Source organism: Streptomyces sp. AMJ-169 (genome assembly GCF_055597585.1).
Genome location: NZ_JBVLTJ010000002.1, coordinates 122,537 through 142,714, shown reverse-complemented (window position 1 = coordinate 142,714; position 20,178 = coordinate 122,537). Strand labels below are relative to the sequence as shown.

Here is a 20,178-nt window from a genome sequence, read left to right as displayed (position 1 = left end):
AGGTTCCGTGGACCTGTCCCTGTCGACCGAGACCATCGGCGATCGTACGATCGTCAAGGTCGGTGGCGAAATCGACGTATATACCGCGCCCAAGCTGCGGGAGCAGCTGGTCGAGCTGGTGAACGACGGGAGTTTCCACCTCGTCGTCGACATGGAGGGTGTGGACTTCCTCGACTCCACCGGGCTCGGCGTGCTGGTCGGCGGGCTCAAGCGGGTGCGTGCCCATGAGGGCTCGCTGCGCCTGGTCTGCAACCAGGAGCGCATTCTGAAGATCTTCCGCATCACGGGCCTCACCAAGGTGTTCCCGATCCACACCTCGGTCGAGGACGCGGTGCAGGCTGTCGACTGATCCCGCCCCGACAGCACGCCCGAGTTTCCGAGGGGGACGCATGGCCACCGTTGAGCTCCGCTTCAGCGCGCTGCCCGAGCACGTCAGGACCGCCCGGCTGGTGGCGGCAGCGGTGGCGCGCAGGGCCGGAGTGGACGAGGCCGTACTCGACGAGGTCCGGCTCGCCGTCGGCGAGGCCTGTACCCGAGCCGTGGGGCTGCACCAGAGCGCGGGTCTCGCCGCGCCCGTCGAGGTGCGGCTCATCGAGGAGGAGAAACAGTTCTCCATCGAGGTCGGTGACGAGGCGCCCGTCGTGGTCCCCGGTGACGGGGGCTCCGGCGGCGTCGACGCCGAGGAGGACGACATGGGGCTCGCGGTCATCAGCGGGCTCGTGGACGACGTCCAGGTCACCCCAGGGCTGATCCGGATGACGTGGCCGACCACTCCGGTGGCGTAGCGTCCGGCCGGTTCTCGCAGTATCCGAAGGGCCCCGCCGAGCGGGGCCCTTCGTCATGTGCGGGTACGGCGATTAACACTTACAGTGGATTCGTCAAAAGAATCCTAATGTCCTCGCCGCATTACTTGACGCGGCGGCGAATTGTGCATGCCTCGCACTGTATTGATCGGGTTCCGGTACCTACAATCCGTCCACATCTTTGAGCTCAGCCCAAGCGTCAAGGAGGACGAATGGCGGAGCTGACCGACGGAAATCGTGTCCTGGTGGCGGTCATCGCCGTCGTCGCGCTCGCCGCACTGGCCGTCGCGGGTGTGCTGCTGCGGCAGGTACTGGCGGCGGGCGAGGGCACCGACGGCATGAAGAAGATCGCGGCGGCGGTCCAGGAAGGCGCGAACGCGTATCTCGCCCGGCAGTTGCGCACGCTCGGCGTATTCGCGGTGATCGTGTTCTTCCTGCTGATGCTGCTGCCCGCGGACGACTGGAAACAGCGGGCCGGAAGGTCCGCGTTCTTTCTGATCGGCGCGGGGTTCTCGGCGGCCACCGGCTATATCGGCATGTGGCTCGCCGTACGCAGTAATGTGCGGGTCGCCGCGGCGGCCAGAGAAGCGACGCCGGCGGAGGGAGAACCGGAAAAGGATCTCACTTCCGTCTCTCATAAAGCGATGAAGATCGCATTTCGTACCGGCGGTGTGGTCGGCATGTTCACCGTCGGCCTCGGCCTGCTCGGCGCCTCCTGCGTGGTCCTCGTCTACGCGGCCGACGCCCCGAAGGTCCTGGAGGGCTTCGGGCTCGGCGCCGCCCTCATCGCCATGTTCATGAGGGTCGGCGGCGGCATCTTCACCAAGGCCGCCGACGTGGGCGCCGACCTGGTCGGCAAGGTCGAGAAGGGCATCCCGGAGGACGACCCCCGCAACGCCGCGACCATCGCCGACAACGTGGGCGACAACGTCGGCGACTGCGCCGGGATGGCGGCCGACCTCTTCGAGTCGTACGCCGTGACGCTGGTCGCCGCGCTGATCCTCGGCAAGGTGGCCTTCGGCGACGCGGGGCTCGCCTTCCCGCTGCTCGTCCCGGCGATCGGCGTGCTCACCGCCATGATCGGCATCTTCGCGGTCGCCCCGCGCCGGTCCGACCGCAGCGGCATGAGCGCCATCAACCGCGGCTTCTTCGTCTCGGCCGTGATCTCCCTCGCGCTCGTCGCGATCGCCGTCTACGTCTATCTGCCGGGCTCCTACGGCGACCTCGGCGGCGTCACCGACCCCGCGATCAGCGGCCACGGCGGCGACCCGCGCGTCCTGGCCCTGGTCGCCGTGGCGATCGGCATCCTGCTGGCCGCCGTCATCCAGCAGCTGACCGGCTACTTCACCGAGACGACCCGCCGCCCGGTCCGCGACATCGGCAAGACGTCCCTGACGGGCCCCGCGACGGTCGTCCTGGCCGGAATCTCGGTCGGCCTCGAATCGGCCGTCTACACCGCCCTCCTGATCGGTCTGAGCGTCTACGGGGCGTTCCTGCTCGGCGGTACGTCGATCATGCTGGCGCTGTTCGCGGTCGCGCTCGCAGGGACCGGGCTGCTCACGACCGTCGGTGTGATCGTCGCCATGGACACTTTCGGGCCGGTCTCCGACAACGCCCAGGGCATCGCCGAGATGTCCGGTGACGTCCAGGGCGCGGGCGCGCAGGTGCTGACCAACCTGGACGCCGTCGGCAACACCACCAAGGCCATCACCAAGGGCATCGCGATCGCCACCGCCGTCCTCGCCGCCTCGGCGCTCTTCGGGTCGTACCGGGACGCCCTCACCACCGGCGCGCAGAAGGTCGGGGAGCAGCTCGGCGGGGCGGGGGCGCCGATGAGCCTGATGATGGACATCTCGCAGCCCAACAACCTCGTCGGGCTGATCGCGGGCGCGGCGGTCGTCTTCCTGTTCTCCGGGCTCGCCATCAACGCCGTGTCCCGCTCGGCGGGTTCGGTGGTCTTCGAGGTGCGCCGGCAGTTCCGCGAGCACCCCGGGATCATGGACTACACCGAGAAACCCGAGTACGGCCGCGTCGTCGACATCTGCACCAAGGACGCGCTGCGCGAACTGGCCACCCCGGGGCTGCTCGCCGTCATGGCGCCCATCTTCGTCGGGTTCACGCTCGGCGTCGGCGCGCTCGGCGCGTATCTCGCGGGCGCGATCGGGACGGGCACGCTCATGGCGGTGTTCCTCGCCAACTCCGGGGGCGCCTGGGACAACGCCAAGAAGCTCGTCGAGGACGGCCACTACGGCGGCAAGGGCAGCGAGGCGCACGCGGCGACGGTCATCGGCGACACCGTCGGCGACCCCTTCAAGGACACCGCCGGGCCCGCGATCAACCCGCTGCTGAAGGTGATGAACCTGGTGTCGCTGCTCATCGCGCCGGCCGTGATCAAGTTCTCGTACGGGGCGGACAAGAGCGTCGGCGTCAGAGTGCTGATCTCGGTGGTCTCGCTGGTGGTGATCGTCGCGGCGGTGTACGTGTCCAAGCGGCGCGGGATCGCCGTGGGGGACGAGGAGACGTCGTCCAAGTCGGCCGATCCGGCGGTGGTTTCGTGAGGCGGGGCTGACCGTTTCGGGCAAGGGGCGGGCGTCCGGCGTGAGTTGACGCGCCGGGCGCCCGCCCGTGTCCGTGTGCGATGTCCCGCAGTGAGCCTTCTCTCCCTTGCCGCTCTTGGTGCAAATGGCTCACCGCGCCCCTTAGGGGACATTCGTTCTGGGGCGGCCAGCGGTCCTGCGTGTATGTTTCCGTGGCCCGAGAGCCATGTGAAGGGACCCATCCGGTGAACAAGAAGCTCGCGTCCGCGCTGTCCGGCGGTGCGGTACTGGTACTGGCGCTGACGGGGTGCGGTGGCGGCGGCAAGAAGGAGAACAAGGAGCTCGACGCCTGGGCCAAGCAGGTCTGCGACGCGCTGCCCGCCCAGGACGCCAAGGTCGACGCGGCCAACGAGGCCATCAAGAAGGCCGCGACGGACGACAACGCCCCCGCGAACGTCCAGAAGACCGACTCCCAGGCCTTCCAGGACATGTCCGACGCCTACAAGGCCCTCGCGGGCGCCGTGAGCACCGCCGGCGCGCCTCCCGGGGTCGACAACGGCGCCCAGAAGCAGCAGGCCGCCGTGACCGCCCTGAACAACCTCTCCACGTCCTACGCCGGCCTCAAGCAGAAGGTCGACGCCCTGAACGTCAAGGACCAGGCCAAGTTCGCCGACGGCCTCCAGGACATCGCCACCTCCCTCGGCACCCTCAGCCAGAGCGGCAACGCGGCGCTGAAGAACCTGGAGGAGGGCGACGTGAAGACGGCGATGGCGAAGCAGGCGAGCTGCAAGCAGGTGGCCACGTCGGCGTCGGCGAGGTCCGCGGCGGGGAGCTGAGGGTACGGGGGCTGCCTGGGCGGATGCCCTGGGCCGATGCGCGGGGCCGGAGCCCTCGGCGGGGGACAATGCGCGGGTGAGTGAAGCCACCCTGCCCCCGCTGCCCCCGCTCCCCTCCGCCGACCGCGCGGAGGTCGCCGCCCGGCTGCGCGCGGCGCTGCTCGCGGCCTCCTTCACGGCCGACGGACTGCTCGACCTGCTCGGCGCCCCCGCGTACGCGGCGCTGGCCCGCAGCGAGACCGTCCCGGCCCTGCGCGCGACCCGGGGCGACAGCCCCCTGGAGACCCTCGTCCGGCTCTTCCTGCTCCAGCAGCCGGTGCCCCGCGCGCGCGTGGCGGACGTCCTGCCCGTCGACGACTGCCTGGACGCCGGCTGGCTCACCCGCGCGGGCGACGACGAGGTGGCCGCGACGGCGGACGTACGCCCGTACGGCGGCCCCGAGGGCGAGGACTGGTTCATCGTCTCCGACCTGGGCTGCGCCGTCGGCGGGGCCGGCGGGATCGGACGGCGGGACGAGGCCGTCGTCCTCGGCGTCGGCGGGGCCTCGACGACGCTGGCCGGGATCACCGTCCGCACCCCCGTCGGCGCCGCCCTCGACCTCGGGACCGGGTCCGGCATCCAGGCGCTGCACGCCGCCCGGCACGCCACGCGCGTGACGGCCACCGACCTCAACCCGCGCGCGCTGCACATCGCCGCCCTCACCCTCGCCCTCTCCGGCGCCCCCGCCGCCGACCTGCGCGAAGGCTCCCTGTACGCGCCCCTCAAGGACGGCGAGACGTACGACCTGATCGTCTCCAACCCGCCCTTCGTGATCTCGCCCGGCGCCCGGCTGACGTACCGGGACGGCGGGATGGGCGGCGACGACCTGTGCCGCGCGCTCGTCCAGGGCGCCGGGGAGCGGCTCGGCGACGGCGGGTACGCGCAGTTCCTCGCCAACTGGCAGCACGTGGAGGGCGAGGACTGGCAGGACCGGCTGCGCTCCTGGGTGCCGCGCGGCTGCGACGCGTGGATCGTCCAGCGCGAGGTCCAGGACGTCACGCAGTACGCCGAACTGTGGCTGCGCGACGCCGGCGACCACCAGGGCGACCCGGTCGCCTACCAGGCCCGCTACGACGCCTGGCTGGACGAGTTCGAGGCGCGCAAGGTCAAGGCGGTCGGCTTCGGCTGGATCACCCTGCGCAAGACCGGCGCCGCCGAGCCGTCCGTCACGGTCGAGGAGTGGCCGCACTCCATCGAGCAGCCTCTGGGCGACGCGGTCCTCGCGCACTTCGCCCGCGTCGACTACCTGCGCGCCCATGACGACGCCGCCCTCCTCGCCGCCCGCTTCCGGCTGGCCGCCGAGGTCGTCCAGGAACAGGTCGGCCTGCCCGGCGCCGAGGACCCCGAGCACGTCGTCCTGCGCCAGCACCGGGGGATGCGCCGCGCCACCAAGGTCGACACCGTGGGCGCCGGGTTCGCGGGCGTCTGCGACGGCTCCCTGAGCGCCGGCGTGATCCTCGACGCGATCGCCCAGCTCGTCGGCGAGGACCGGCTCCTGCTGCGCGACCGCACGCCCGCGCAGATCCGGCTGCTGGTCGAGCAGGGGTTCCTGGAGCCGGTGGAGGAGATCTGAGGGACGGAAACCGGGCGTCCCCCGGGCTTGCGGGAAGTCGGCCGGAAAGCGCCCGCGCGCGGGAGGGCCGGTAACGGGTGAGGCAGGGCGTTCACCTCAGGTTCGCCGGGGCGCCGCGCGGGGGTGGCATGGTCGCCGGGAGGCGTGGCGGGCGCGCGGGAGACGCACCCGCGCGGGGCGACGACGAGGGGGCGCGGACGGACATGGAGAGCGGGCCGGCGATCTTCGCGGGAGTGGTGTTCGCGCTGTTCGGGGGCGGACTGCTGGGGTGGACGGCGGTCAGGGTGCGCGGCCGGCGGCCGGTGGCCCTGGGAGTGCGTCAGGGGGTCTCCGCCCCGTTCGCCGCCGTCGTCGCCCTAGGGGCGCTCGCCGCCTCCGCGTGGTGCGTCACACAGGTCTGAGAACCCGGCGGACAACCCGCGCGGGAACGCCGTAGCGGCACGTCGGACGGCATGGCGCCGGGCGTCGGAAAACCGTCGGTCGCCACTCCGGGCGGCAGGAATGGCGGTAGTCGGGTTACCGTTCGAGTGGCCGTTGCGGGCTTTTCCCGTTTGACACGGGGGCGGGATGTACCGTCACACTCCGCAGCGTCACCATGACTGTGCCCCCGGGACGAACGCCTGGGGAGGCCCCAGCGTCGACCGGAGAGAAGAGCGAAGTTGTCCCCGACCAGCGAGACCGCGAAGGGCGGCAGGCGACTCGTCATCGTCGAGTCGCCCGCCAAGGCGAAGACGATCAAGGGCTATCTCGGCCCCGGCTATGTCGTCGAGGCCAGCGTCGGGCACATCCGAGACCTTCCGAACGGCGCCGCCGAGGTGCCGGAGAAGTACACCGGTGAGGTGCGCCGGCTCGGCGTGGACGTCGAACACGACTTCCAGCCCGTCTATGTGATCAACGCCGACAAGAAGGCGCAGGTCAAGAAGCTCAAGGACCTCCTCAAGGACTCCGACGAACTCTTCCTGGCCACCGATGAGGACCGCGAGGGCGAGGCGATCGCCTGGCACCTCCAGGAGGTCCTCAAGCCGAAGATCCCCGTCAAGCGGATGGTCTTCCACGAGATCACCAAGGACGCGATCCGCGCGGCCGTCGCCAACCCCCGCCAGCTCAACCAGAAGCTCGTCGACGCCCAGGAGACCCGCCGCATCCTCGACCGCCTCTACGGCTACGAGGTCTCGCCGGTCCTGTGGAAGAAGGTCATGCCGAGGCTGTCGGCGGGCCGCGTCCAGTCGGTCGCGACACGACTTGTCGTCGAGCGGGAACGCGAGCGGATCGCTTTTCGTTCTGCTGAGTACTGGGACCTGACGGGGACCTTCTCCCCCACTCTCGGCTTCGCTCGAGCGGGGGGACCCCCATCCGGCCGCGCCGGGGACTCGTCGGACCCGTCGTCGCTGGTCGCCCGCCTCCAGACCGTCGACGGCAGGCGGGTCGCGCAGGGCCGCGACTTCGACTCCCTGGGACAACTCAAGAGCGAGCAGATCCTCCACCTCGACGAGGCGAACGCCCGCGCCCTGGCCGCCGCCCTCGCCGGCACCGACTTCGCCGTCCGCTCGGTCGAGTCCAAGCCGTACCGCCGCTCCCCGTACGCCCCCTTCCGTACGACGACGCTCCAGCAGGAGGCCAGCCGCAAGCTCGGCTTCGGCGCGAAGGCGACCATGCAGGTGGCCCAGAAGCTGTACGAGAACGGCTACATCACCTACATGCGTACGGACTCGACGACCCTGAGCGACACCGCGGTCACCGCCGCGCGCGCCCAGGTGACGCAGCTGTACGGCGCCGACTACCTGCCCTCCGCCCCGCGCACGTACGCCGGCAAGGTCAAGAACGCGCAGGAGGCGCACGAGGCCATCCGCCCGTCGGGTGACCGTTTCCGCACCCCCGCCGAGACCGGCCTCACCGGCGACCAGTTCCGGCTCTACGAGCTGATCTGGAAGCGGACCGTCGCCTCCCAGATGAAGGACGCCACCGGCAACAGCGTCACCGTCAAGATCGGCGGCACCGCCGCCGACGGCCGCGACGTCGAGTTCAGCGCCTCCGGCAAGACGATCACGTTCCACGGCTTCCTCAAGGCCTACGTCGAGGGCGCCGACGACCCCAACGCCGAGCTGGACGACCGCGAGCGGCGGCTGCCCCAGGTCTCCGAGGGCGACGCGCTCGCCGCCGAGGAGATCACCGTCGACGGGCACGCCACCAAGCCCCCGGCCCGCTACACCGAGGCGTCCCTCGTCAAGGAGCTGGAAGAGCGCGAGATCGGCCGCCCGTCGACGTACGCCTCGATCATCGGGACCATCCTCGACCGCGGCTACGTCTTCAAGAAGGGCACCGCGCTCGTCCCGTCGTTCCTCTCCTTCGCCGTCGTCAACCTCCTGGAGAAGCACTTCGGGCGGCTCGTCGACTACGACTTCACCGCCAGGATGGAGGACGACCTCGACCGCATCGCGCGCGGTGAGGCGCAGTCCGTGCCGTGGCTCAAGCGGTTCTACTTCGGCGAGGGCTCCGGCGACGCGGGCGGCGCCGCCGACGCGGGCAACGGCGACGGGGACCACCTCGGCGGGCTCAAGGAGCTCGTCACCGACCTCGGCGCGATCGACGCCCGCGAGGTGTCGTCGTTCCCCGTCGGGGACGGCATCGTCCTGCGCGTCGGGCGGTACGGGCCCTACATCGAGCGCGGCGAGAAGGACTCCGAGGGGCATCAGCGCGCCGACATCCCCGAGGACCTCGCGCCCGACGAGCTCACCGTCGAGCTGGCCGAGGAGCTGCTGGCCAAGCCCAGCGGCGACTTCGAGCTCGGCGCCGACCCCGTCTCCGGGAACCAGATCATCGCCAGGGACGGGCGGTACGGGCCGTACGTCACCGAGGTGCTGCCCGAGGGGACGCCGAAGACCGGCAAGAACGCCGTGAAGCCGCGTACGGCCTCGCTGTTCAAGTCGATGGCCCTGGACACCGTCACCCTTGAGGACGCGCTGCGGCTGATGTCGCTCCCGCGCGTGGTCGGTGCCGATGCCGAAGGGGTCGAGATCACCGCGCAGAACGGGCGGTACGGGCCCTATCTCAAGAAGGGCACGGACTCGCGGTCGCTCCAGACCGAGGATCAGCTGTTCACGATCACCCTCGAAGAGGCGCTGGAGATCTACTCCCAGCCGAAGCAGAGGGGGCGTGCCGCCGCCAAGCCGCCGCTCAAGGAGCTCGGTGCCGATCCGGTCAGCGGCAAGCCCGTCGTCGTCAAGGACGGGCGGTTCGGGCCGTATGTGACCGACGGGGAGACCAACGCGACGCTTCGGTCCGGGGACAGCGTGGAGGAGATCACTCCCGAGCGCGGGTATGAACTCCTCGCGGAGAAGCGGGCGAAGGCTCCTGCCAAGAAGACGGCCAAGAAGGCGCCGGCGAAGAAGGCTCCCGCCAAGAAGGCGGCTGCGGCCAAGAAGACGGTTGCCAAGAAGACGACTGCTGTGGCTAAGAAGGCTGCTGCTAAGCCGGCTTCGGAGGACTGAGGGGCTGCTGGGGGGTTTGCGGGTGCTGATGTGGCTGGTCGCGTCCGCGCGGCGGGGCCGCAAATCGATACAGCCCCGCGCCCCTGACCTCGTCTCCCTCCCGTCTCTGTCCTGCATCTCTGTCCTGCGGAGTTTTTGTGGGGCCGTCTCTTCGGCGGGGTGGGGTGTCGGTGGGGGCGGATAGGCTGAAAGCATGACGCGACGTGAGCAGCCGGTGGGGGTCGAGGCGGGGGTGGGTGGTTCCTCGGGGGCGGACAGTGCCCTGGTGGTGGACTCCCGGGAGCGGGCCGTCCGGGCGCTGCTGCGGCAGCCGCAGCTGAAGCGGCTGTGGGGCGCACAGCTCGTGGGCGGGGTCGGGGACGCGCTCGCGTTCCTCGTCCTCGTCTTCCTCGTGTTCCAGGCCGCCGTCGCCCAGGACGCCTTCGGCGGGGGATACCGCGGGGCCGCGCTGGCGGTGACCGCCGCCCTCGGGGTGCGCATTCTCGCCACTTTGCTCTTCGGGGCGGTCCTCCTGGGGCCGCTCACCTCTCTCACGTCCCCTGACGGCCCGCTCGACCGGCGCTGGACGATGGTCGGCGCCGACGGACTGCGGGCGCTGGCGCTGATCGTCGCGCCCCTGTGGATCGACTGGACGCCGGGCGACGCGCTGCTGCTCCTGCTGGTGACCGTCCTGGTGACGGGCGGCGCCGAGCGGGTCTGGACCGTCGTACGGGAGAGCGCCGCGCCCGCGCTGCTGCCGGCGCCGCCGCCGGAGGGGGCGACCGTACGGCCGCTGCCGGATCACCTGGACGCGCTGCGGCGGCTGTCGCTGCGGACGGGGTTCGCGGCGATCCCGCTGGGCGGGGCCGTGCTGGTGGCGGCGGCTCTGGTCAACAACCTGCTGGGGACCGGGATCGACTGGTTCGACCAGCACCAGGCGGCGCTGCCGTCGTATGTCGCGGCGGGACTGTTCGCCGCTTCGCTTTCGATCGTTTCGGCGCTGGAATTGCCGCAAACGCGCACCCCGCGCGCGAGGTCGCCGCTTGAGGGACTGCGCCGCCCGCGCGCGAGCGCCGGTGCGGGTCCCGAGGCCGGCCGTACGGGCGCGATCCCGCTGCTGGTCCTGGCCTGCGGGGCCGTCGCGGGAGCCGTCGCCGCCGCCGTCGCCGTATCCGTTCTGCACGCGCACGACCTGGGCGGCGGGCCGGTGGCGTACGGGCTGCTGGTGCTGGGGCTGAGCGGCGGGGTCGGCGCCGGGATCCGGACGGCGCCGAAGCTGCTGCCCGCGCTGTCGCGGCGGCGGCTGCTGGCGCTGGCCATCGCGCTGACCGGGGTGGCGCTGCTGGCCGCCGGGCTCGTCCCGGACGTCGCGACCGTCCTGCTGCTCGCCGCCGTCGCGGGCGTCGGCGCGGGCGTGGCCGCGAACACCGGGCACGCGCTGCTCGACCAGGAGACCGGGGACCAGCGCCGCGCGCGGACCACGGAACACCTCCACGCGGTCGTACGGGTCTTCGTCGGCCTCGGGGCCCTGGTGACCCCGCTGCTGGCCGGCCTGATCGGGCCGCACCGGCTGGTCAGCGGGCGGTTCGTGTTCGCGCACGGGGGCGCGGCGTTCACGCTGATGCTGGTCGGCGCGCTGCTGCTGCCGGTGGCCGCGCTGGTGCTCGCCAAGGTCGACGACCGCTCCGGCGTACCGCTGCGGCGCGACCTGCGCGACGCGCTCCTGGGCGGCGCCGAGCCCGAGACGGCTCCTTCGACGACCGGGTTCTTCATCGCCCTGGAGGGCGGCGACGGCGCGGGCAAGTCCACGCAGGCCGAGGCGCTGGCGGAGTGGATAAGGGCCAAGGGACACGAGGTCGTCCTCACCCGCGAGCCCGGCGCGACCCCGGTCGGCAAGCGGCTGCGCTCGATCCTGCTGGACGTCTCCTCGGCGGGACTGTCCCACCGCGCGGAGGCGCTGCTGTACGCCGCCGACCGCGCGGAGCACGTCGACACCGTCGTACGCCCCGCCCTGGAGCGCGGCGCGATCGTCATCACCGACCGGTACGTCGACTCCTCCGTCGCCTACCAGGGCGCCGGGCGCGACCTGTCGCCGGTGGAGATCGCGCGGATCTCGCGGTGGGCGACGGACGGCCTGGTGCCGCATCTGACGGTGCTGCTGGACGTCTCGCCGGAGACCGCGCGGGAGCGGTTCACGGAGGCGCCGGACCGGCTGGAGTCGGAGCCGGCGGAGTTCCACGCGCGCGTGCGCTCCGGTTTCCTCACCCTCGCCGCCGCCGACCCCGGGCGCTACCTGGTCGTCGACGCCGGACAGGAGCCCGAGTCCGTCACCACTGTCATCCGCCACCGCCTCGACCAGCTGCTGCCGCTCTCCGAGGCCGAGATCAAGGCCCAGGAGGAGGCGCGCAGGCAGGCCGAGGAGGAGGCCCGGCGCAAGGCGGAGGAAGAGGCCGCGCGCAAGGCCGAGGAGGAGCGCCTGGAGCGCGAGCGCCAGGAGCAGCTCGCCAAGCTGCGCGCCGAGGAGGAGGAGCGCAAGCGGCGCGAGCTGGAGGAGGCTCAGCGCCGTGAGGCCGAGCGGCAGGCCGAGGAGGCCCGTCAGCGCGCGGAGGAGGCGCGCAAGCGGGCCGAGGAGGAGCGGGCCCGGCTGCTCGCCGAGGAGAAGGCCCGCGCGGAGGAGGAGGCCCGCCGCGCGGCCGAGCAGGAGCGTTTGCGCAAGCAGGCCGAGGAGGAGGCCCGGCTGCGCGCCGAGGCCGAGGCGCTGCGCCTGGAGAAGCAGCGCAAGGCCGAGGAGGCGCTGCTGCGGGCCGAGCAGGCGCGCCGGGCCGCCGAGGAGGCGGCTGCGGCAGCCGCCGCGGGGCCGAAGACGCCGCCCAGGGGGACGGCCGTGACATGGCCGACCGCCGCAGGCTCGGCGCCTTCCGCGGCTTCGGCCGCCGGTGGTGTGACGTGGCCCGAGCCGGCCGTCGGCGACGAGGGGCCCCGGGTCAGCTGGGGCACCGCGCGGGCGGAGCGTAAGGCTGCGGCCACTGAGGAGGTGACCGTGCCGACTCCGGTGGTGACGCCGGAGGAGGCTGCGCGGGGGCGGGCGGCTGATGAGACGGCTGTGTTGCCGTCGGTGGGGGTGGCGAAGGGGGATGCCGGGGAGGTCGCTCGGGGTGCGCGGGGCACGGGGGCCAAGGGGGCTGGGGCGGGCTCCGGCTCTGGTTCCGGTTCCGGCTTCGGCTCCGGTTCTGCTTCCGCTTCCGGGGACACCGAGGTGACCGCCGAACTGCCGCAGCCCGGGGCGCGCCCTTCGTGGGCCGCCAAGGGCGCGGGCGCGGACGCCGCCGCCGAGACGGCCGTGCTGCCGCCCGTGCGGGACGCAGGCCCCGACGCCGCTGAGACGGCAGTGCTCCCGCCGGTCCGGAACACCAGCGCGGACGCCGCCGAGACCGCCGTGCTCCCGCCCGTCCCCGGCGAGAAGCCCGTCGACCGGGTGCCGCCCGGGTTCTTCCGGGACGAGGCTCCCCGGCCGGACGGCTCCGAGGCGAACACGCGGGAGCTGCCGCAGGTCGGCGAGGACGGGACGCCCAGGCGGCGGCCCCGTTCGGACTGGGCCGAGGAGACACCGCTGGACGATCTGCCGTCACTGGCCGACGAGTTGCTCGGTCCCCGGGGGGACGAGGACGGGTTCGGGCAGGGGCGGGGGCGGCGGCGCTGAGGGTGCCGGGAGCTGGCGCGGGCCGGAGATCGGCTCGGACCGGAGCTGACGTAGCCGGGAGCTGATGCGGGCCGGAGATCGGCTCGGACCGGAAGCTGACGCAGTCCCGAGGCTCAGGCCGCCGGAGACCGGCTCGGACCGGATGTTGTCGTAAAACGGAGCGGCGCTCGTCGGATCTCGGCGGGTGCCGTTTCGTTTGGGCAGGTGGGAGGCGTTGTCAGTGGTGGCCCCCACAATGGAGGCAGTCGGACGGAGGCGGCCGTGGAGGCAGCCGGTGGGACGGGAAGGCGGGGTGCGGCATGAGCGTGTGGGATGACCTGGTCGGGCAGGAGAGGGTGAGCGGGCAGCTGGGGGCGGCGGCCCGGGACGCGGACGCGTTCGTCACCGCCGCGCAGACCGGGGGTACGCCGCCCGAGGCGTCCAAGATGACGCACGCCTGGCTGTTCACGGGACCGCCGGGAGCCGGTCGTACGCAGACCGCGCGGGCCTTCGCGGCGGCCCTCCAGTGCGTCAGCCCGGACCGGGCGCTCGCGGGCGCGCCCGGCTGCGGGTTCTGCGACGGCTGCCACACGGCGCTGATCGGGACGCACGCCGACGTGACGACGGTGGCCGCCGTCGGCACGCAGATCCTCGCCGACGACATGAGGGACACCGTCCGCAAGTCGTTCACGTCCCCGGCGAACGGCCGCTGGCAGGTCATCCTCGTCGAGGACGCCGAGCGGCTGAACGAGAAGTCGGCCAACGCGGTCCTCAAGGCGGTCGAGGAGCCCGCGCCGCGCACGGTCTGGCTGCTGTGCGCGCCGTCGCTGGAGGACGTGCTGCCGACGATCCGCTCGCGCTGCCGGCATCTGAACCTGAGTACGCCGTCCGTCGACGCCGTCGCCGACATGCTGGTCCGGCGCGAGGGCATCGAGCCGGCCGTCGCCGCCGCCGTCGCGCGCGCCACGCAGGGCCACGTCGACCGGGCCCGCCGTCTCGCGACCGACCCGGCGGCCCGGGAGCGGCGTACGGCCGTGCTGAAGCTGCCGCTGCGGGTCGAGGACATCGGGGGCGCGCTGCGGGCCGCGCAGGAGCTGGTCGACGCGGCGGCCGAGGACGCGAAGGTGCTGGCGGAGGAGGTCGACGGGAAGGAGACGGAGGAGCTGAAGGCGGCGATGGGGGCGGTCCAGGGCGGGCGGATGCCGCGCGGTACGGCGGGGGTGATGAAGGACCTGGAGGACAAGCAGAAGCGGCGGCGGACCCGGACCCAGCGGGACAGTCTCGACCTCGCGCTCAGCGATCTCACCGGGTTCTACCGGGATGTGCTGGCGCTCCAGCTGGGCTCGCGGGTCGCCATCGCCAACGCGGACCTCGAGGACACGCTGGAGCGGCTGGCGCGGGGCGGGAGTCCCGAGGGGACGCTGCGGAGGATCGAGGCGATCTCGGCGTGCAGGGTGGCGCTGGACCGGAATGTGGCGCCGCTGCTGGCGGTGGAGGCGATGACGATGGCTTTGCGGGCGGGGTAGTCGGGGGCAGCGCTCTTGAGGGGCGGCTCTTTGAAGGGGGCGCTCTTGAGGGGCGGTCTCTTGCGGCGGCGGCCCTCTGAAGGTGGCGCCCTTGGGAGAGCCGTCACTCCGGGAGGCCTGCCGAGTCAACGGGACAGCGGCCGACTCCGTGGAGCGGGCGTGGAGTTGACGGCGTAGGCGCGGAGTTGACGTAAAGCTCACTCGTACGTGGCAGATGGTCTACTCAGCGCACACAGGCCATCTCTCAGCGTTACTCTCGCCGAATGCGACCCAACTCCCGCACCCCCCGCCCCCCTCGTCTCGCGGCAGCCGCCCTCTCCGCCGCGGCCCTCTTCCTGGGGGCCTGTTCGCCGGGCGGGGCCGTGTCGGGCGGGCCGGTGGCGGACGGGTCGCGGGTCGCGCTGGTGGCGCTGCCCCGGGCGACGCCGGAGGCGCTGGCGTCGTACTACGCGCAGCGGCTCGGCTGGCGGGCCTGCGGGGTCCCCGGGTTCGAGTGCGCCACGCTCAAGGTGCCGCTGGACTACGCGAAGCCGACGGGCGGGGACGTACGGCTGGCGGTGTCGCGGGTGAAGGCGAAGGGCCCGGGGAAGCGGCTGGGGTCGCTGCTGGTGAACCCGGGCGGGCCCGGCGGTTCGGCGGTCGGCTATCTCCAGCAGTACGCGGGGCTCGGCTACCCGGCGGAGGTACGGGCGCGGTACGACATGGTCGGCGTCGACCCGCGCGGAGTGGCCCGCAGCGAGCCGATCGTATGCCTGGACAACCGGCAGATGGACGCGTTCACGCAGACCGACGTCACCCCGGACGACGACCGGGAGACGGCTCAACTGGTCGGCGCCTACAAGAAGTTCGCGGAGGGCTGCGGCGCCGCCGCGCCCAGGCTGCTGCGGCACGTGTCGACGGTCGAGGCCGCGCGGGACATGGACATCGCCCGCGCGGTCCTGGGCGACCGGAAGCTGACGTACGTGGGGGCGTCGTACGGGACGTTCCTCGGCGCGACGTACGCCGGGCTCTTCCCCGACCGGGTCGGCAGGCTCGTCCTGGACGGCGCGATGGACCCCTCGCTGCCCGCGCGCCGCATGAACCTCGACCAGACGGCCGGCTTCGAGACGGCGTTCCAGTCCTTCGCGAAGGACTGCGTACGGCACTCCGACTGCCCCGCGAGCACGCCGGCCGCCGTCGGCACGACCCTGAAGGCGTTCTTCAGGCGCCTCGACGCCCACCCGATCCCCACCGGCGACGCCGACGGCCGCAAGCTGGGCGAGGCGCTCGGCACGACGGGCGTGATCGCGGCGATGTACGACGAGAGCGCGTGGGAGCGGCTGCGGGAGGCGCTGCACTCGGCGATGAAGGAGAACGACGGCGCGGGCCTGCTCGTCCTCGCGGACAGCTACTACGAGCGGGACTCCAAGGGCCGGTACGGCAATCTGATGTTCGCCAACGCGGCCGTGAACTGTCTCGACCTCCCGCCCGCGTTCACCACCCCCGAGCAGGTCCGCGCCGAACTCCCCGCCTTCGAGAAGGCGTCCCCCGTCTTCGGCGCCGGCATGGCGTGGGCGGGCCTGAACTGCGCGGACTGGCCGGTACGGCCGACCGGCGAGCCGCACCGCATCACCGCGAAGGGCGCCGCCCCCATCCTGGTGGTCGGCACCACCCGCGACCCCGCGACCCCCTACCCCTGGGCCAAGTCCCTAGCCGCCCAGCTCTCCTCCGCGCGGCTGCTCACCTACGACGGCGACGGCCACACGGCGTACGGGCGGGGCAGCGCGTGCATCGACAAGGCGATCGACGCCTACCTCCTCCACGACACCGTCCCACCGAACGGAAAGCGCTGCTCGTAGGCCTGGAGCGGGGGTGGTCGGAGGAGGCTCCGGGACTGTGTAAACTTGCTTCCGTTGCCGATCGCACTCCGGTGCAGGCAGAGTCGCCGCTTTAGCTCAGATGGCCAGAGCAACGCACTCGTAATGCGTAGGTCTCGGGTTCGAATCCCGAAAGCGGCTCAATCAGAGGCCAGGTCACCCCCCAGTGACCTGGCCTCTTTTCTGTTGACGTTCGTCAAGAGGTAGCTCGCGGCGGACAGCAGGGCCGTTGCCAGGACGGCGGTCCAGAGGGCGGTGTCGCCGAAGTGTTCGCGTAGGGGGAGGCCCAGGCCGGGGGCCAGGGCGCTGCCCAGCCAGATGGATGAGGACGCGATGCCCAGGTAGACGCCCGCCTCGCCCTCGGGGGCCAGGCGGAGGGCCGCCTGTTCGCTCGCCGGGCCCCAGATCATGTTGCCGAGGATGAACGCCACCGTCAGGACGAGCACCGCCGTCAGCGTCGCCCGGACCGTGAGCGTCAGGAAGGCCGCGCCCATGAGGACGGTCCCGGCCATGAGGCGGGACGTGGGGGAGGCGGCGGAGATCCAGCGGGCGATGCGCAGTTGGAAGAGGACGACCAGGGCCGGGCCCAGCGCGTAGATCCGGCCCCAGTCGGAGGGGGCCAGCCCGTGGGACTGCGTGAGGACGATCGGCAGGACCGTCTCGTACGTATAGACGATGGTCCAGGCGGCGGTGGTCGCCAGCAGCAGGCCGTAGAGGCGTACGTCGCCGAGGACAGCGGAGAAGCGGCCGTCCTTGCGGGGCCCGCCGCGTGCCTTCGCCGCCGGCGGCAGGCGCAGGACGCAGGCCAGCGAGACCAGACAGATCCCCACGACCTCCAGATGCAGCGCCCACCAGCCGACCCCCACCAGCCCGGAGCCCAGCAGCGGGCCGGTCAGGGTGCCGACGCTGACGACGAGCCGGTACGCGGCGAACACCCCCTCGCGCTCCCCTTCCGGGACGCAGTCCGCGAGGGCGATGCGCTGGGCGACGTTGCGCAGTGGCTGGAGGAAGGTCATGGCCACCAGCACCGCGCCTGCGGACCAGACGCCGAGCGAGGGCAGCAACAGGGCTGCGGCGCAGGCGACTTGGAGGGACGAGCCGGTGAGTGCCACGGGACGCGGGCCGAGCCGGTCCGTCAGCCGGCCGCCCAGGTAGCCGCCGGCCATTCCCGCCGCGCCGGCCAGCATGAACGCGGCGGAGGCCTGGCCGGCCGTGGCCTTGAGAGGGCCGACGAGCCAGGTTCCGAAAAACGTCATGAAAACGGACAGCGCGGCGAAATTCGTGGCGATCGCGGTCAGCGGCCAGCGCGCGGGGACAGGTATGTCCGAGCCCAGTACTTTGCGAACCGCGTCATTCATTCTTCCTCCGCCCGGAAGGGCTTCTTTGCCGAGGGTTCTCTGTCGGGGTGCTAAATGCCTTCCAGTACACGGCTGATCGCCGCTATTCCCCGGTCCAGGTCGACGGTCGTCACGGCCAGGGACGGGCGGAGCCGGATGCTGCGGGCGCCGCTCGCCCGCAGCAAGGTGTTCTCGTCCTTGTGCAGCCGCTCCAGGACCTTTTCCCGGATCTCGGCGGACGGGAGGTCGAAGGCGCAGATCAGGCCCCGCCCGCGCACGTTCGTCAGGAGTTCCGGGAACAGGTCGGAAAGCGCCTGGAGTTGGGTCAGCAGGTGCTTTCCCTTTTCGGCCGCGCCTTGGACGAGGCCCTCGTCCTCGACGATTTCCAGGACCCGCGTCGTCCTGACCATGTCGGCCAGATTCCCGCCCCAGGTGGAACCGAGCCGAGCGGAGACCACGAGGGCGTTGTCGGGTACGAGATCGACGCGGCGGCCGGCCATGATGCCGCACACCTGCGTCCGCTTCCCGAACGCCACGATGTCCGGTTCCAGGCCGAGTTGCTGATAGACCCACGGGGTTCCGGAGGAGCCGCAGCCGGTCTGCACCTCGTCCAGGACGAACAGGGCGTCGTACTCCTGGCAGAGTTTCTGCATTCCGGTGAGGAATTCGCCGCTGAGGTGGATGTCGCCGCCCGAGCCGAGGATGGGCTCGGCGATGAAGCACGCGATGTCGTCGCCCTGTCGCTCGAATATCTCACGGGCCGCCCGCAGCGCCTGGCGGGCCGAATCCGTCTCCGGCAGGTCGATACGCGGCCAGTCCCACTTGGGGTAGAGGTCGGTGACTTTCGTGTCGCCTATGTTCGTCAGGCTCATGGAGTAGCCGGAACAGCCGTGGAACGCCCCGGTCACATGCATGACCTTGAGTTCCCGGCCGTCGCCCGCGCCGGTCCGCTGCGCTTTCCAGTCGAAGGCGACTTTCAGAGCGTTCTCGACGGCCAGGGTGCCGCCGTCGATGAAGAACATGCGCGGCAGTTCCGGGTCGCCGAGGACGCGGGTGAAGGTCTCGACGAAACGGGCGTATTCGGCGGTGTAGAAACCGGTGTTGGCCACCTTGTGCAGCGCCGCCCGGCCCAGGTTCGCCATGAAGTCCGGATTCCGGGACATGCCCGGGTGGTTCATGCCGAGCGGCAGCGATCCGAAGAAGGCGACCAGGTCGAGGTATTCGTCTCCGGAACGGGCGTCGACGAGTGTCGATCCGTGGCTGCGCTCCAGGTCGACGACGAGGTCGGGACCGTCCACCAGGACGTGACGCCGGAGCGTTTCCAGAACTCTGTCGGCGGGGTTCGCGGTGGTCTTAGCGGCTCCGGGCATCGGTTCTCCTCAATTCCGCTGGTGGGTTTCGGTGGGTGTTACTGGCCCTCGGCCATCGTCGCCTTCACGATCCTGGCCATCAGACGGGTGTCCTCCAGGGCCTCGCGTCCACTGGTCAGCGGAGCGGGTACCGCGGAGGTGACGCAGGCGTGGAAATGGCGCAACTGCTCTTTGAACGCCTCTTCGTAGGAACCCGTGAAGACTTCCTCGATCTCCGCGGGACGGGTGTGGCCCGGCAGCGGTTCGGCGTCATTGCGCCAGACCCGGACCGTCGACGGCGTGTGCCGGAGAAACGGGTTCGAGATATCCATTGATACGGTCCTGTCGTCGCCCCAGACGGTGAGGCTCTCCTCGAACCGGTGCACCGAATTGCTCGCGCCCTGGAACACGCACTGGAATCCGTCCGCGTACTGGAGCAGCGCGGTCAGGGCGCTTCCGTCGGGGGTGGTGTGGGCCTTCACCGAGACCGGCTCGGCGGGGAACGCGCCGCGATAGACGTTGATGTCGTGGCTCCAGACGCCGAACATCTCCATATAGGCGTTCAGCGCGGCCTCGTCCATTTCCTTCGACTCGTCGAGGACCCGGTCCCGGCGTGCGTCGCGCTCTGGATTCTGGCTTCCCGAACGGTCGATCTCCAGAAGCTCCGGGATGATCCAGTTCCCGTACTGCGGGCCGACCACCAGATGAACGCGCGCCATGACCGGGCGGGAGATCTTCCGGATCTCCTCAAGGCCGCGCTGGACCCCGCTGTCATAACGCTTCATATAGCCGACCATGAGGATCTTGCCGGTCTCCTCGGAGATCCGGACCGCCTCTTCGGTCTCCGCCAGCGTATAGCCGAGCGGCTTCTCGGTGAAGACGTGCTTTCCCGCCCGGAGCGCGGTGCCGATCGAATCGGAGTGGTCGAGATTCAGTACGAGGACGGCGTCGATCTCCGGGGAGTTCTCCAGCATCTCAGTCAAGGTCGCGTAGGTCTTGCCGATGCCGTAGCGGGCGGCGACCCGTCCGGCGAGATCGGTGGCCCGGTCGCACAGGGCCACCAATTCGAACCGGTCACGCAATTCAGCGGCGTAAGGCAGATGCATCAGCTGTGCGATCTGTCCGCACCCGAGTATGCCAAGACGAACACGAGACACTGATCACTCCCATGGGTGT

13 protein-coding genes and 1 tRNA gene are annotated in these 20,178 nt (G+C 71.4%); 11 read left to right on the top strand and 3 right to left on the bottom strand.

Going from position 1 to position 20,178, the window contains the following annotated elements; all coding sequences use genetic code 11:
* The first annotated feature begins 7 nt into the window (after positions 1-7).
* The 11 genes from ACYUD3_RS05225 (at position 8) to ACYUD3_RS05175 (ending at position 16,457) form a co-directional block, all read left to right on the top strand.
* On the top strand, positions 8-349 hold the full coding sequence (locus tag ACYUD3_RS05225) for an STAS domain-containing protein (RefSeq protein ID WP_470964345.1): 342 nt from the start codon (positions 8-10) through the stop codon (positions 347-349).
* Positions 350-389: 40 nt separating this feature from the next.
* Positions 390-785 (top strand): ATP-binding protein, encoded by a 396-nt coding sequence (locus ACYUD3_RS05220; protein WP_470964342.1) that lies wholly within the window; start codon positions 390-392, stop codon positions 783-785.
* Between the two features lie 230 nt (positions 786-1,015).
* Positions 1,016-3,361: a sodium-translocating pyrophosphatase gene (locus tag ACYUD3_RS05215; protein WP_470964339.1), complete on the top strand. Its 2,346-nt coding sequence runs from the start codon at positions 1,016-1,018 to the stop codon at positions 3,359-3,361.
* A gap of 224 nt (positions 3,362-3,585) precedes the next feature.
* Positions 3,586-4,176 carry a small secreted protein gene (locus tag ACYUD3_RS05210; protein ID WP_470964336.1) on the top strand — a complete coding sequence of 197 codons (591 nt, stop codon included), beginning with the start codon at positions 3,586-3,588 and terminating at the stop codon, positions 4,174-4,176.
* 76 nt (positions 4,177-4,252) lie between these two features.
* On the top strand, positions 4,253-5,788 hold the full coding sequence (locus ACYUD3_RS05205) for a DUF7059 domain-containing protein (protein WP_470964333.1): 1,536 nt from the start codon (positions 4,253-4,255) through the stop codon (positions 5,786-5,788).
* Positions 5,789-5,916: 128 nt separating this feature from the next.
* On the top strand, positions 5,917-6,189 hold the full coding sequence (locus tag ACYUD3_RS05200) for a hypothetical protein (protein ID WP_470964330.1): 273 nt from the start codon (positions 5,917-5,919) through the stop codon (positions 6,187-6,189).
* A 258-nt stretch (positions 6,190-6,447) separates the two neighbouring features.
* Positions 6,448-9,276 (top strand): type I DNA topoisomerase, encoded by a 2,829-nt coding sequence (topA, locus tag ACYUD3_RS05195; protein ID WP_470964328.1) that lies wholly within the window; start codon positions 6,448-6,450, stop codon positions 9,274-9,276.
* Between the two features lie 193 nt (positions 9,277-9,469).
* On the top strand, positions 9,470-12,955 hold the full coding sequence (tmk, locus tag ACYUD3_RS05190; protein WP_470964326.1) for a dTMP kinase: 3,486 nt from the start codon (positions 9,470-9,472) through the stop codon (positions 12,953-12,955).
* Between the two features lie 299 nt (positions 12,956-13,254).
* Positions 13,255-14,460 (top strand): DNA polymerase III subunit delta', encoded by a 1,206-nt coding sequence (locus ACYUD3_RS05185; protein WP_470964323.1) that lies wholly within the window; start codon positions 13,255-13,257, stop codon positions 14,458-14,460.
* A gap of 263 nt (positions 14,461-14,723) precedes the next feature.
* On the top strand, positions 14,724-16,298 hold the full coding sequence (locus ACYUD3_RS05180) for an alpha/beta hydrolase (protein ID WP_470964320.1): 1,575 nt from the start codon (positions 14,724-14,726) through the stop codon (positions 16,296-16,298).
* A gap of 85 nt (positions 16,299-16,383) precedes the next feature.
* Positions 16,384-16,457: transfer RNA gene (locus tag ACYUD3_RS05175), tRNA-Thr, on the top strand.
* Here the strand turns inward: ACYUD3_RS05175 and ACYUD3_RS05170 are convergent.
* The 3 genes from ACYUD3_RS05170 to ACYUD3_RS05160 are packed head-to-tail and all read right to left on the bottom strand — an operon-like array spanning position 16,457 to position 20,159.
* Positions 16,457-17,674, bottom strand: coding sequence for an MFS transporter (locus tag ACYUD3_RS05170; protein WP_470964317.1), 1,218 nt, complete (start codon positions 17,672-17,674; stop codon positions 16,457-16,459). The genes ACYUD3_RS05175 and ACYUD3_RS05170 overlap by 1 nt on opposite strands.
* 50 nt (positions 17,675-17,724) lie before the next feature.
* A complete protein-coding gene (gene lat, locus ACYUD3_RS05165) occupies positions 17,725-19,023 on the bottom strand; it encodes an L-lysine 6-transaminase (RefSeq protein ID WP_470964314.1) in 1,299 nt (432 codons plus the stop codon).
* Positions 19,024-19,061: 38 nt separating this feature from the next.
* A complete protein-coding gene (locus ACYUD3_RS05160) occupies positions 19,062-20,159 on the bottom strand; it encodes a Gfo/Idh/MocA family protein (protein ID WP_470964310.1) in 1,098 nt (365 codons plus the stop codon).
* Positions 20,160-20,178 lie beyond the last annotated feature (19 nt).

Bases quoted from the DNA above. Each gene is read 5' to 3' on its own strand.
- ACYUD3_RS05220 (WP_470964342.1), top strand. From the start codon at position 390: ATGGCCACCGTTGAGCTCCGCTTCAGCGCGCTGCCCGAGCACGTCAGG.
- ACYUD3_RS05215 (WP_470964339.1), top strand. From the start codon at position 1,016: ATGGCGGAGCTGACCGACGGAAATCGTGTCCTGGTGGCGGTCATCGCC.
- ACYUD3_RS05200 (WP_470964330.1), top strand. From the start codon at position 5,917: ATGGTCGCCGGGAGGCGTGGCGGGCGCGCGGGAGACGCACCCGCGCGG.
- tmk (WP_470964326.1), top strand. From the start codon at position 9,470: ATGACGCGACGTGAGCAGCCGGTGGGGGTCGAGGCGGGGGTGGGTGGT.
- ACYUD3_RS05185 (WP_470964323.1), top strand. From the start codon at position 13,255: ATGAGCGTGTGGGATGACCTGGTCGGGCAGGAGAGGGTGAGCGGGCAG.
- ACYUD3_RS05180 (WP_470964320.1), top strand. From the start codon at position 14,724: ATGCGACCCAACTCCCGCACCCCCCGCCCCCCTCGTCTCGCGGCAGCC.
- ACYUD3_RS05170 (WP_470964317.1), bottom strand. From the start codon at position 17,674: ATGAATGACGCGGTTCGCAAAGTACTGGGCTCGGACATACCTGTCCCC.
- lat (WP_470964314.1), bottom strand. From the start codon at position 19,023: ATGCCCGGAGCCGCTAAGACCACCGCGAACCCCGCCGACAGAGTTCTG.